Annotated in this window: 13 protein-coding genes and 1 pseudogene; 2 read left to right on the top strand and 12 right to left on the bottom strand. The window is 69.2% G+C overall.

What is annotated here, in order from left to right:
• Positions 1-137 precede the first annotated feature (137 nt).
• The 4 genes and pseudogenes from ACZ6TB_RS39620 to ACZ6TB_RS39605 form a co-directional block, all read right to left on the bottom strand.
• A pseudogene (locus ACZ6TB_RS39620) lies at positions 138-409 on the bottom strand (IS30 family transposase); the annotation flags it as partial.
• Positions 361-486, bottom strand: coding sequence for a hypothetical protein (locus tag ACZ6TB_RS39615; RefSeq protein ID WP_465564295.1), 126 nt, complete (start codon positions 484-486; stop codon positions 361-363). The pseudogene ACZ6TB_RS39620 and the gene ACZ6TB_RS39615, both read right to left, overlap by 49 nt.
• A 453-nt stretch (positions 487-939) precedes the next feature.
• Positions 940-1,302: a hypothetical protein gene (locus tag ACZ6TB_RS39610; protein ID WP_465563955.1), complete on the bottom strand. Its 363-nt coding sequence runs from the start codon at positions 1,300-1,302 to the stop codon at positions 940-942.
• A 75-nt stretch (positions 1,303-1,377) separates the two neighbouring features.
• Complete coding sequence (locus ACZ6TB_RS39605) at positions 1,378-2,226, bottom strand: 3-hydroxyacyl-CoA dehydrogenase family protein (RefSeq protein ID WP_465563952.1); 849 nt, start codon at positions 2,224-2,226, stop codon at positions 1,378-1,380.
• A 142-nt stretch (positions 2,227-2,368) separates the two neighbouring features.
• Here ACZ6TB_RS39605 and ACZ6TB_RS39600 point away from each other — a divergent pair, with 142 nt between their 5' ends.
• Positions 2,369-2,740: a hypothetical protein gene (locus tag ACZ6TB_RS39600; protein ID WP_465563949.1), complete on the top strand. Its 372-nt coding sequence runs from the start codon at positions 2,369-2,371 to the stop codon at positions 2,738-2,740.
• Between the two features lie 8 nt (positions 2,741-2,748).
• On the opposite strand, the gene murA is transcribed toward ACZ6TB_RS39600, so the two are convergent.
• On the bottom strand, positions 2,749-4,035 hold the full coding sequence (gene murA, locus ACZ6TB_RS39595) for a UDP-N-acetylglucosamine 1-carboxyvinyltransferase (RefSeq protein ID WP_465563946.1): 1,287 nt from the start codon (positions 4,033-4,035) through the stop codon (positions 2,749-2,751).
• Positions 4,036-4,077: 42 nt separating this feature from the next.
• On the opposite strand from murA, the gene ACZ6TB_RS39590 reads away from it, so the two are divergent.
• Positions 4,078-4,650, top strand: coding sequence for a cob(I)yrinic acid a,c-diamide adenosyltransferase (locus tag ACZ6TB_RS39590; protein WP_465563943.1), 573 nt, complete (start codon positions 4,078-4,080; stop codon positions 4,648-4,650).
• Between the two features lie 13 nt (positions 4,651-4,663).
• Here the strand turns inward: ACZ6TB_RS39590 and ACZ6TB_RS39585 are convergent, their stop codons facing one another.
• The 7 genes from ACZ6TB_RS39585 to atpA form a co-directional block, all read right to left on the bottom strand.
• A complete protein-coding gene (locus tag ACZ6TB_RS39585; RefSeq protein ID WP_465563940.1) occupies positions 4,664-5,455 on the bottom strand; it encodes a PhzF family phenazine biosynthesis protein in 792 nt (263 codons plus the stop codon).
• A gap of 61 nt (positions 5,456-5,516) precedes the next feature.
• On the bottom strand, positions 5,517-5,984 hold the full coding sequence (locus ACZ6TB_RS39580) for a DUF2550 domain-containing protein (RefSeq protein ID WP_465563937.1): 468 nt from the start codon (positions 5,982-5,984) through the stop codon (positions 5,517-5,519).
• An 8-nt stretch (positions 5,985-5,992) separates the two neighbouring features.
• Complete coding sequence (locus ACZ6TB_RS39575; protein WP_465563934.1) at positions 5,993-6,274, bottom strand: F0F1 ATP synthase subunit epsilon; 282 nt, start codon at positions 6,272-6,274, stop codon at positions 5,993-5,995.
• Positions 6,275-6,365: 91 nt separating this feature from the next.
• Complete coding sequence (locus ACZ6TB_RS39570; RefSeq protein ID WP_465564292.1) at positions 6,366-7,457, bottom strand: LCP family protein; 1,092 nt, start codon at positions 7,455-7,457, stop codon at positions 6,366-6,368.
• Between the two features lie 171 nt (positions 7,458-7,628).
• Complete coding sequence (gene atpD, locus ACZ6TB_RS39565) at positions 7,629-9,071, bottom strand: F0F1 ATP synthase subunit beta (RefSeq protein WP_465563931.1); 1,443 nt, start codon at positions 9,069-9,071, stop codon at positions 7,629-7,631.
• The gene (locus ACZ6TB_RS39560) at positions 9,071-10,000 is read right to left on the bottom strand and encodes a F0F1 ATP synthase subunit gamma (RefSeq protein WP_465563928.1); all 930 of its coding nucleotides are present in this window, start codon (positions 9,998-10,000) and stop codon (positions 9,071-9,073) included. The genes atpD and ACZ6TB_RS39560 overlap by 1 nt, the downstream gene beginning before the upstream one ends.
• Before the next feature lie 2 nt (positions 10,001-10,002).
• A complete protein-coding gene (gene atpA / locus ACZ6TB_RS39555; protein WP_465563926.1) occupies positions 10,003-11,652 on the bottom strand; it encodes a F0F1 ATP synthase subunit alpha in 1,650 nt (549 codons plus the stop codon).
• Positions 11,653-11,704 lie beyond the last annotated feature (52 nt).

Raw genomic sequence — 11,704 nt, 5'->3', positions numbered from 1 at the left:
AGCTGTTTGCCCAGTCGAACGCAGACCCACCTTCGCCGCGCCGCCCCACCCGCCTCGTCCCGCCCCGCGCCGTCCCGCCCCACCCCAGGCCGCCCCACCCGTGTTGGCGGATTCTGGGGTCGTTGCAACATGGCTGGTCAGCTGGCTGGTGGGAGGAGGGTGGTGGTGAAGCGTTCGGCGGGGGTGTCCCAGTTAAGGGTTTGCGGGGCTGGCCGTTGAGTTGCACGGCGACAGCGTCCAGGTGGTCGCGGCTGTGCACCGCCAGGTCGGTGGATTTCGGGAAGTACAGGCGTAGCAGCCCGTTGATGTTTTCGTTGGAGCCGCGTTGCCTGGGTGAGTGTGGGTCGCAGGAGTGGACGGTCATGTCGGTGGCCGGGGTGAATTTGTGGTGCAGGTGCATTTCGCTGCCGTGGACGGGTCCCGGCCGAGTTCGACGGCGATCTGCCGGATCGTCGCGTGTTCCCGCCTGCGGTCGGCGATATGCACCCGCTCGTCCTCGTTCACATACCGGCCCCGCACCGCACGCCGGACGGTGATCGGGTTCGGGCCGTGCCGCCACCGTTAACCGGTCCGCGGGTTGACCCCAACCACCCGGGCCGCCTGCAAACAGTTCATCCCCTGAGCCACCAAGGCAAGGTAAACCGCCCGCTCCCGCAGCAACGGCCGACCACGCTGCGGATCGAGAAGTCCCGGACCTCAAACTCCATCATCAACACCCCTTCGATCGGGTGTTGCAACGACCCATGGAATCCGAGTGTTTGGGTGGGGCCGATTCAAGCAGCGGGGTATGACAGTTTCCCGTCATCATCCCCAGTCCCGCCGCCCGAGCCCGCAACCGATAGCCGCAGGTCGCCCCCAGGCCAACCCCCACCCGTGTTTGGGTGGGGCCGATTCAAGCAGCCGGGTATGACAGGTTTCTGCCTTCATCCACAGGCTCAGCTACTGCGCCGGGACGGGCGGGACGGTGGGAACAGGCGGGGCATGCGTGACGTCGCGGTAGGCGATGTTCAGCACGGCGTGGGCCACCAGCACGGCGTCGACCTTGTTGTCGTACGGGCCGACGTGCAGTTCGACCGCATGATTGCCGAAGACGGCGCGGACCGTCCAGCTGTTGGGGTGGCGCTCGTCCTCACGGCTGTGGTTGACGATCACCTGGGTGGCCGAGCGAATGTTCACCGCCGACCATTTCTCGTCGGCCGTCGGCCACGCTCGGAACCAGCCCGGCGCGACGGCCAGGGCCTCGTGGCTCGCCTCGGACAGCGCCCACTGCATCTCCTCCGGCGTCGGTGTCGCCCGGGTCATCCCGCCTCCCCTCGCCAGAAAAACGATGGTAAGGGGGATTTACCCGGGCAGCGGCCGAATTCGACAGATCCGGCGTCAGTACGTGTAGAAGCCCTTGCCGGTCTTGCGGCCCAGATCGCCGGCCGTGACCATGCGCTGGAGCAGCTCCGGCGGGAAGAACTTCTCGTCGGCGGTGTCGCGGTAGATGTTGCCGGCCGCGTTCAGCATCACGTCGAGGCCGGTCAGGTCCACCGTGGCCAGCGGGCCCATGGCGTGGCCGAAGCCGAGCTTCATGACGGTGTCGAGGTCGGCCGGCGACACGACGCCCGTCTCGACCAGCTTGATCGCCTCGACCAGCAGCGCCGAGAAGAGGCGGTTCGAGACGAAGCCGGCGACGTCGCGCTTCACCTCGACGCAGGTCTTGCCGACCTCCTCGGCGAAGTTGCGGGCGGCCGCCAGCGTGTCGTCCGAGGTCTGGTAGCCGCGGACGAGCTCGACCAGCTTCATCATCGGGACCGGCGAGAAGAAGTGGATGCCGACCACCGACTCGGGGCGCCCGGTGACGGTGGCGATCTGGGTGATCGGGATGGCCGACGTGTTCGTGCCGAGGACGGCGCCGGACTTGCAGATCTTGTCGAGGGCCCGGAAGACCTCGTGCTTGGCCTCGACCTTCTCGTAGATCGCCTCGACCACCACGTCGGCGTCGGCGGCCGCCTCCAGGTCGGTCGTCGGGGTGATGCGGGACAGGGTGGCCTCGACCTCGTCCTGCGTGATCTTGCCCTTGGCCGCGAAGCGCCCGAGGGACTCCCGGATCGCCGCCATGCCCCGGCCGGTCGCGGCGTCATCGACGTCCCGCATCGTGACCTGCCAACCGGCCTGCGCCGAGACCTGCGCGATGCCGGAGCCCATCAACCCGGAGCCGATGACCGCGAGTCGACCCGCCATGTGCTTCCCCTTCCCACAAACGCCGAGAACGCCAACGCCGCCCACCATACCGTTGTTACTTAACGGAAACTCAGGCGCGGGCCAGGGTCCCTATCGGGGCAAATCCGGGGAAACGACCGCCCCGCGGTGCCAGACTATGCGCATGGCCTCAGGCAACGGCTGGTACCTCATCGGGCCACTGATTGCCGTCGGCCTGGTCGGCCTGCTCGGCGCCGTCTTCTGGCGGATGGGGCTGCATTGGACGTTCGTCCGGGAGGACGTGGACCGGTACGCCGACGGACTGGCGATCTTCGGAGAGCGCGACTTCGAGGGCGAGACGGAAGACTACGGCCTGCTCTCCCCGGCCGCGTTCACCGACGACGCGGGGGCGGCCGACGAGATCCGGCGGCTCCTGAGCGCGGCCGGCATCCGGGCCACGCAGGCGGTGGAGCGCGACGGCCGCACCGTGGTGCTGGTCTTCGCCGAGGAAGTCGAAGAGGCCCGCCGCCTGGTCGGCGGAAGCCCGGCCCTGTAAAAGGCGCTCTAGAAATCGAACGTCGGCTCCGGCACATCGGCCCGCTCGACCTCGACCCCCAGCTTGGCCAGGTCGGTGACGAAATCCGGGTAGCCGCGGTCGATGTGGTGCACCTCGCCGACCTCGGTCACGCCTTCGGCGCACAGCCCCGCGATCACGAGCCCCGCTCCCGCCCGGATGTCGGTGGCGCGCACCGGCGCCCCCGACAGCCGCTCCCGGCCGTTCACCACGGCGTGGTGGCCGTCGGTGCGGATGTCGGCGCCGAGGCGGACCATCTCGTTCACGAACATGAACCGGCCGTCGAAGATGTTCTCGGTGATGAGCGACGAGCCCTCGGCCACCGCGGCCAGCCCGATCGCCATCGGCAGCAGGTCGGTGGCGAAACCCGGGTAGGGCAGCGTCACGATGTCGACCGCGCGGGGGCGGTCTTCCATCCGTACGTGGAACCGGTTGTCGCCCGGAGTGACCACCGCGCCCGCCGTGACCAGCTTGTCCAGCGCGATGTCGAGGAACGACGGCTGCACCCCGTGGACCGTCACGTCGCCCCGGGTCATCGCCGTCGCGAACGCCCAGGTGCCGCCGACGATCCGGTCCCCGACCGTGGTGTGCGCCACCGGCGACAGCGACGGGACGCCCTCGATCGTCAGCGTCGACGAACCGGCGCCGTCGATGTGGGCGCCCATCTCGACCAGCATCTGGCAGATGTCGACGATCTCGGGCTCGCGGGCAGCGTTGTCGATCTCGGTGACGCCCTTCGCCAGCACGGCCGCCATCAGCAGGTTCTCGGTCGCGCCCACGCTCGGGAAGTCCAGCCAGATCTTGCTGCCGCGCAGGCCGTGCGGGGCCGAGGCGATCACGAAGCCGTGCTCGCCGGAGATCTCGGCGCCCATCCGGGCCAGGCCGGAGAAGTGCATGTCGAGCCCGCGGGAGCCGATCATGTCGCCGCCGGGGAGGGCGACGCGCACGTACCCGCGGCGGGCCAGCAGCGGCCCGAGCACGCAGATCGACGCGCGCAGCCGCCGGACCAGGTCGTAGTCGGCCTCGCTGCCGGGCTCGGCGGGCACGTCGATGGTGGCCTGGCCGCCCTCGAGCGTCACCTGGCACCCGAGCCGGCGCAGCACCTCCGCCATGATCGCGATGTCGGTGATCCGGGGAACGTTGCTCACCACGCTGCGCCCCTCGGCGAGCAGCGCCACCGCCATCAGCTTGAGCGCCGAGTTCTTCGCGCCGCCGACCGTGACGTCCCCGGAGAGCTGCGCGCCGCCCATCACCCTGATCACATCCACGCGGGCCATGGTATGGGCCGCGGCCCAGCGGCGCCTCCGTAGGGTGGGTCCATGGCCGTTCACCTCACCCGCATCTACACCCGCACCGGCGACGCCGGCGAGACCCGCCTCGGCAACAACGAGGTGGTCCGCAAGACCGATCCGCGCTTGATCGCCTACGCCGACACCGACGAGTGCAACGCCGCGCTGGGCGTCGCGTTGGCCCTGGGCAACCTGCCCGAGGACGTCCGCGACGTGATCACCGCCGTGCAGAACGATCTTTTCGACGTCGGCGCCGACCTGTGCAACCCGATCGCCGACGAGCCGCCCTATCCCCCGCTGCGGATCACCGACGACTACGTGACCCGGCTCGAGGGCTGGTGTGACGAGTTCAACGAGCGCCTTTCGGCCCTCGACAGCTTCATCCTGCCGGGTGGGACGCCGGGCGCGGCCCTGCTGCATGTGGCGCGCACGGTGGCGCGACGGGCGGAACGCGCGGCCTGGGCTCTTTTCCAGGACGACCCCGACCGTACGGGTGACCTGCCCGCAAAGTATTTGAACCGGCTCTCCGACCTGCTGTTCATCCTGTCCCGCACGGCCAATCCGGGCGGCGACGTCAAATGGGTGCCGGGCGGGGACCGGTAGGAGGGCTGCCGGCTCAGACGAGCAGCTCGCCGTCGATGACGGTTACGGCCTGGCCGGTCAGCAACGTGCGCTCGCCGGCCAGCGTGACCCGCACGTGGCCGCCCCGCGCCGACGCCTGGTAGCCGACCAGCTCGGTGCGGCCGCCGAGCCGGGCCGACCAGAACGGTGCGAGGGCCGTGTGGGCGCTGCCGGTCACCGGGTCTTCCGCGACCCCGGCCGCCGCGCCGAAGAAGCGGGAGACGAAGTCGTAGCCGGCCGCCGGGTCGGCTGCGGCGGCGGTGACCACCACGCCGCGGTTCTCCTTGCGGGCGAGCGCCGTGAGATCGGGGCGCAGCTCGCGCACGGTCGCCTCGTCGGCCAGCTCCACCAGCAGGTCGTCGGTGCTCGGCCCGGTGTGGTGCACCGCGACGATCTCGGCGCCGAGCACCTCGGCCAGCCACGAGGGCGCCTCGATCGGTGTCAGCGGCGCGGTGGGGAAGTCGAGCGTGTACCACCCGTCGCCGCCCGAGGTCGCCGTCAGCACGCCGCTGAGCGTCTCGAAGCTCGCTTTGCCGAGGCCGAGCACGTGCGCGGTGGCCAGCGTCGCGTGCCCGCACAGGGCGACCTCGACGGCCGGCGTGAACCACCGCAGGGCGAAATCGGAACCGGACCCGAGCGGGTGGACGAACGCCGTCTCGGAGAGGTTCACCTCGGCCGCCACCCGCTGCATCCAGGCGGCGTCAGGAAAGGACTCGAGAACGACCACGCCGGCCGGGTTGCCACCGAACGGGCGGGAGGTGAAGGCGTCGACGATCCGGATGCGCATGGGCCGACGCTAGAACGCCGGGCGAGCGCGAGGCGAGCGGATTCCCGCCAAAGAGCGGCTGTTACTCGATGATGCGGGGGCGGATCGTCGGGCGCGGGCTGACGCTGCCGGGCTGGCCGGGCGGCGCCGCCTCGAGCCAGGAGAGGAAGCCGGTGACGGTGGACTCGGCCATCGCGATCTCGATCTCGCCGGCGTCACCGTTGGAACAGCGCAGGATGCACCACTGCGAGGGCATCGTGAGCCGCTCGGGCCCGTCCGGCCGGCGGCGCTGCTCGACCACCAGCACCTCGCGGTCGAGCACCCGTTTGGGGCGGAAGGCGAGGCTGAACATGCGGTGGAAGCGCAGCTCGTCGCCGACGAACTGGCCGATGCCGGTGGACCAGCCGCGGCCCGGGACGATCGTGTTGACCCGGACCTGCAGCCGAATGGTTCCGCCGCCGACCATGAGCAGCCGGCGGCGGAAGAAGATCACGAACAGGAGCAGGATGAACGCGACGAAGCAGATTCCGAGGATCTCGAGAACCCGCATCGCCGGAGTCAGTGAGACTCGGGAGTGGCGGCCGTGGCGCTCTCGGCGAGAACGGTCACGCCGTCCGCGTCGATGGAGAGGAACCCGCCGCTGACGTCGTAGGTCAGTTGCTCGCCGCCGGCGAGCTTGACCCGCACCTGGGACGGTTCCTTGAGCAGGCCCAGCAACGGCGCGTGACCGGGCAGCACACCGATCTCACCCTCGGTGGTGCGCGCGACGAGCATCTCGGCGTCGCCGGTCCAGACGCGCTCCTCGACGGCGACAACCTTGACGTGCAGCTGGTTGGCCACGCTGTCTCCCTGTTCAGCCAAGCATTACCGAATGGGTGAAGTCTAAACGGCGCCCTTGCGCCCCGCGGCCGGGGGTGGCGACCGCCACATCTCAACTCGTCTTGTTCACGTACTCCGGGTGGCGGAACAGGAAGCCGGAGAGCTGATCGGCGGTCACCGCGGTGAAGAACTGGCCGGCGGTGTCGTCGAGCCCCTCACCCACGTACCGGCCGTTCTCGAACTTCGACTCGCCGGGCAGCTTGATCGACACCATGTTGGTGGCCCGGATGTTCTTGAGGGCGAAGCCCCAGTCGACCACGTCGTGGCCCTGGCCGTCGAAGATCAGCGCGTTGCCGGCCGCCTTGAGCACGCGGTCGAGCTTGGCCGGATTGGTGATCACGTCCTTGCTCAGCGCCTGCTCGGCCATGGCCTTGATGAACTGCTGCTGGTGCCGCTGGCGGTCGTAGTCGCTCTTGGGCAGGCCGTAGCGCTGCCGAACGTAGTCGAGCGCCTGCCAGCCCTGGAGGTGGTAGGTGCCGACCTTGTACTCCGCCTGCGGGCCGTAATAGGGGTGCTCGCAGGTGTTGTCGGCGCACCGGGCGTAACGCGGGCGGGGCTTGCCGTCCGGCTGGAGGTGCTCGGACTTCACGTTCTGGTCGATCTTCATGGTGACGCCGCCCATGGCGTCCACGATCTGCTTGAAGCCGCCGAAGTTGAGGATCGCGCCGGCGTCGAACGTGCGGATGCCGGTGAGCTGCTGAACCGTCTTGGCCAGCAGCTCGAAGCCCTGGGCCGGGTCGTGCTTGCCGTTGCCGACGGCGCTGCCGTACCCCATCGCCGCATTGATCTTCGACCGGCCGCCGCGGAACCCGGTCTTCTCGAACGGCGGGATGTCGACGACCAGGTCGCGCGGGATCGAGAAGAGGAACGCCTGGTCCATGTCCTTCGGGACGTGCACCACGATGATCGAGTCGGAGAGCGGGGGCTGCGCCGCGTTCCGCGGGTCGATGCCGACCAGCAGGATGTTCAGCGGGCCCTTGATGTCCGACACCTTCTGGTCGGAGCCGGCCGCCGACGCGCCGAACAGGTCCTGGTTGTCCACCGAGTTCGCGTACCGGGACAGCACGACCTGACCGCTGAGCAGAACGCCGCCGCTCAGGAGCATGAGGACGCAGCCGAAGATCGCACAGAGCCGGGCCCACATGGGGGCACGACGCTTGCCGTTCTTGGCCACCAGCGCTCCTCAGCAGAAGAATCCGACGCCGGTCCAAGGTACCCGGGCGTGCAAAGGACTAACGGCGGGGAAACAGCGCGGAAACGGGTCCGGGCCGCGCCCGCCTGATGGCGAGCGCGGCCCGGGTGCCGCGAAAGAGCGTCAGCCCTTCATGAGCTCGTGCGCGTTGCGCTCGAGGTCCTCCAGGCCGCCGCACATGAAGAAGGCCTGCTCGGGGAAGTGGTCGTACTCGCCCTCGCTGATCTTCTTGAACGCCTCGATGGTCTCCTTCAGCGGGACCGTCGAGCCGGGAACGCCGGTGAACTGCTCGGCCGCGTACGTGTTCTGCGAGAGGAAGCGCTCGATGCGGCGAGCCCGCTGCACCGTGACCTTGTCCTCCTCGGAGAGCTCGTCCATGCCGAGGATGGCGATGATGTCCTGCAGGTCCTTGTACTTCTGCAGGATTCGCTGCACCTCACGGGCGACCGTGTAGTGCTCGGCGCCGACGAACTCCGGCGCGAGGATCCGCGAGCTGGAGGCCAGCGGGTCCACGGCGGGGTAGATGCCCTTGTCGGAGATCGACCGCTCGAGGTTCGTGGTGGCGTCGAGGTGGGCGAACGTGGTGGCCGGCGCCGGGTCGGTGTAGTCGTCGGCGGGCACGTAGATCGCCTGCAGCGAGGTGATCGCCTTGCCCCGGACCGAGGTGATCCGCTCCTGGAGCTCGCCCATCTCGTCGGCCAGCGTGGGCTGGTAACCCACGGCCGACGGCATGCGGCCGAGCAGGGTGGACACCTCGGAGCCGGCCTGGGTGAACCGGAAGATGTTGTCGATGAAGAGCAGCACCTCCTGGTTCTGGACGTCCCGGAAGTACTCCGCCATGGTCAGCGCGGACAGCGCCACCCGGAGACGGGTGCCCGGGGGCTCGTCCATCTGGCCGAAGACGAGGGCGGTCTTGTCGAGAACGCCACCCTCCTCCATCTCCAGGATGAGGTCGTTGCCCTCACGGGTGCGCTCGCCGACGCCGGCGAACACCGAGGTGCCGCCGAAGTTGCGGGCAACGCGGATGATCATCTCCTGGATGAGCACCGTCTTGCCCACGCCCGCGCCGCCGAACAGGCCGATCTTGCCACCGCGCACGTACGGCGCGAGCAGGTCGAGCACCTTGATGCCGGTCTCCAGCATCTCGGTCTTCGGCTCGAGGTCGGCGAACGCCGGCGGCTTGCGGTGGATCGACCAGCGCTCCTGGATGTCCAGGGTCGCCGGGTCGGCGTTGAGCACGTCGCCGAGGGCGTTGAACACGTGCCCCTTGGTCACGTCGCCGACGGGCACCGAGATCGGCGCGCCGGTGTCGTTGACCTCGGCGCCCCGGATCAGGCCGTCGGTCGGCTGCATCGAGATCGCGCGGATCAGGTTGTCGCCGAGGTGCTGGGCGACCTCGAGGGTCAGCGTCTTCGTGCCCTCGGAGAGGGTCACGTCGACGTGCAGCGCGTTGTAGATCTCGGGCATGGCGTCACGCGGGAACTCGGCGTCGACGACCGGGCCGATGACCCGGACGACGCGGCCGACGCCGGTCTCCGCCTTGGTGGGCTCAGCAACAGCAGTCATCACACATCACTTCCCGCCGCGGCCAGCGCGTTGGCGCCGCCGACGATCTCACTGATTTCCTGGGTGATCGCAGCCTGCCGCGCGGAGTTCATCTCGCGCGTGTACCGCTTGAGCAGGTCGTCCGCGTTGTCCGACGCGCTCTTCATCGCCCGCCGCCGGGAGGCCGACTCGCTCGCGGCCGAGTCCAGCAACGCCGCGTAGATCCGCGTGTTGAGGTACTTCGGCAGCAGCGCGTCGAGCAGCTCGTCGGCGTCCGGCTCGAACTCGTACGCCGGCCGCAGACCGGGCTCGACCTCGCGCTCCTCGACCTCCATGGGGGCGAGGAAGTGCGCCTCCGCGCTCTGGGTCATGAGCGACTTGAACTGCGTGCTGACGATGTGGAGCTCGTCGACGCCCTGGATGCCGTCCGGCCCGTAGTGCGCGTCCGTGTCGTCCGCGCCCGCGATGAACGCCTCGAGCAACGCGTCGCCGATCCTCTTCGCGTCCGGGAAGGACGGACGCTCGGAGAACCCGGTCCAGCTGGCCTCGATCGGCCGGTTGCGGAACCGGTAGTAGCCGACGCCCTTGCGGCCGACCACGTACAGCACCGTCTCCTTCCCGTCCGCCTTCAGCTTCTGGATCAGCTGCTCGGCGGTGCGGATGGCGTTGGCGTTGTACGCGCCGGCCAGGCCACGGTCACTGGTGATCAGCAGGACCCCCGCGCGCCGGACCCGCTCACGCGGGACCAGCAGCGGGTTGTCGATCGTCGCGTTCGACGCCAGAGCGGTCAGGACCTGGGTGATCGCCTCCGCGTACGGCTTGGAGGCGGCGACCCGCTCCTGGGCCTTGGCGATGCGGCTGGTGGCGACCAGCTCCTGGGCCTTGGCGATCTTCTTGGTCGACCGGACGGTGCGAATGCGCCGCCGGAGGGCCTGTACCTGACCGGCCATGACTACTTCTCGGCAGCCGGACGGTGAACCTCGCGGGTCACCGTCTCGCGGGTCTCGCGGCCCTCGGCCATCGCCTCGGCGTCGGGCTCGTTGAGCTTGATCCCGGTCTCGCCCTGCTTGAAGAGCTCCTTGAACTCGTCCAGGCCGGACTTCAGGCTCTCGATGTTGTCGTCGGACAGCTGGCCGGTCGACTCGATCGCGGTGAGCGTGTCCTCGCGGTGCCGGTGCAGCCACTGGAGCATCTCGCCCTCGAAGCGGCGGATGTCGCCGACCTCGATGTCGTCGAGCTGACCGGTGGTGCCGGCCCAGATCACGATGACCTCGTCGACCACCGAGTACGGCGAGTACTGCGGCTGCTTGAGCAGCTCGACCAGGCGGACGCCCTTGTCGAGCTGGGCGCGCGACGCACGGTCCAGGTCGGACGCGAACGCCGAGAACGCCTCGAGCTCACGGAACTGGGCCAGGTCGAGACGGAGCCGGCCGGAGACCGACCGCATCGCCTTGACCTGCGCCGAGCCGCCGACCCGGGACACCGAGGTGCCGACGTTGATCGCCGGGCGGACACCCGAGGCGAACAGGTCGGTCTCCAGGAAGATCTGACCGTCGGTGATCGAGATGACGTTGGTCGGGATGTAGGCCGAGATGTCGCTGGCCTTGGTCTCGATGATCGGCAGGCCGGTCATCGAGCCGCCGCCCAGCTCGTCGGAGAGCTTGGCGCAGCGCTCGAGCAGCCGGGAGTGCAGGTAGAAGACGTCGCCCGGGTAGGCCTCGCGGCCCGGCGGGCGGCGCAGCAGCAGCGACACCGCGCGGTACGCCTCGGCCTGCTTGGTCAGGTCGTCGAAGACGATCAGGACGTGCTTGCCGGCGTACATCCAGTGCTGGCCGATGGCCGAGCCGGTGTAGGGCGCGATGTACTTGTAGCCGGCCGGGTCCGAAGCGGGGGCGGCGACGATGGTGGTGTACTCCATCGCCCCCTGCTCCTCGAGGGTGCCCTTGATCGAGGCGATCGTGGTCGCCTTCTGGCCGATCGCCACGTAGATGCAGCGCACCTGCTTGTCCGGGTCGCCGGACGCCCAGTTGGCCTTCTGGTTGATGATCGTGTCGATCGCGACCGTGGTCTTGCCGGTCTTGCGGTCGCCGATGAGCAGCTGGCGCTGGCCGCGGCCGATCGGCGTCATGGCGTCGATCGCCTTGATGCCGGTCTGCAGCGGCTGCTTGACCGGCTGCCGGTTCATGACGTTGGGCGCCTGGAGCTCCAGTTCGCGGAAGCCCTCGTTGGCGATGTCGCCGCGGTCGTCGATCGGCCGGCCCAGCGGGTCGACCACGCGACCGAGGAAGCCGTCGCCGACCGGGACCGAGAGAACGCGACCGGTCCGCTTGACCTGGCCACCCTCCTGGATGCCGGAGAAGTCGCCCAGGACTACGGCGCCGATCTCGCGGACGTCGAGGTTCAGGGCGACACCCAGCGTGCCGTCCTCGAACTCGAGCAGTTCGTTCGCCATCGTCGAGGGCAGGCCCTCGACATGTGCGATGCCGTCGCCCGCATCGGAGACGATGCCGACCTCCTCGCGGGAGACCTCGGGCGTGTAGGACGAGACGTAGCGCTCTAGCGCCCCCCGGATCTCGTCCGAGGAGATGGTCAGCTCGGCCATCCTCTGCCTTCTCTGTCTAGCTCGGGACGTCGCCGCCGCCGAGGGGCCTGCT

This window comes from Actinoplanes sp. NPDC051537, assembly GCF_055586105.1.
This window is presented reverse-complemented; position numbering and strand designations above follow the sequence as displayed.

Excerpts from the sequence above, each read along its gene's own strand:
- ACZ6TB_RS39610 (WP_465563955.1), bottom strand. The coding sequence starts at position 1,302 with ATGACCCGGGCGACACCGACGCCGGAGGAGATGCAGTGGGCGCTGTCC.
- ACZ6TB_RS39605 (WP_465563952.1), bottom strand. The coding sequence starts at position 2,226 with ATGGCGGGTCGACTCGCGGTCATCGGCTCCGGGTTGATGGGCTCCGGC.
- ACZ6TB_RS39600 (WP_465563949.1), top strand. The coding sequence starts at position 2,369 with ATGGCCTCAGGCAACGGCTGGTACCTCATCGGGCCACTGATTGCCGTC.
- murA (WP_465563946.1), bottom strand. The coding sequence starts at position 4,035 with ATGGCCCGCGTGGATGTGATCAGGGTGATGGGCGGCGCGCAGCTCTCC.
- ACZ6TB_RS39590 (WP_465563943.1), top strand. The coding sequence starts at position 4,078 with ATGGCCGTTCACCTCACCCGCATCTACACCCGCACCGGCGACGCCGGC.
- ACZ6TB_RS39585 (WP_465563940.1), bottom strand. The coding sequence starts at position 5,455 with ATGCGCATCCGGATCGTCGACGCCTTCACCTCCCGCCCGTTCGGTGGC.
- ACZ6TB_RS39580 (WP_465563937.1), bottom strand. The coding sequence starts at position 5,984 with ATGCGGGTTCTCGAGATCCTCGGAATCTGCTTCGTCGCGTTCATCCTG.
- ACZ6TB_RS39570 (WP_465564292.1), bottom strand. The coding sequence starts at position 7,457 with ATGTGGGCCCGGCTCTGTGCGATCTTCGGCTGCGTCCTCATGCTCCTG.
- atpD (WP_465563931.1), bottom strand. The coding sequence starts at position 9,071 with ATGACTGCTGTTGCTGAGCCCACCAAGGCGGAGACCGGCGTCGGCCGC.
- ACZ6TB_RS39560 (WP_465563928.1), bottom strand. The coding sequence starts at position 10,000 with ATGGCCGGTCAGGTACAGGCCCTCCGGCGGCGCATTCGCACCGTCCGG.
- atpA (WP_465563926.1), bottom strand. The coding sequence starts at position 11,652 with ATGGCCGAGCTGACCATCTCCTCGGACGAGATCCGGGGGGCGCTAGAG.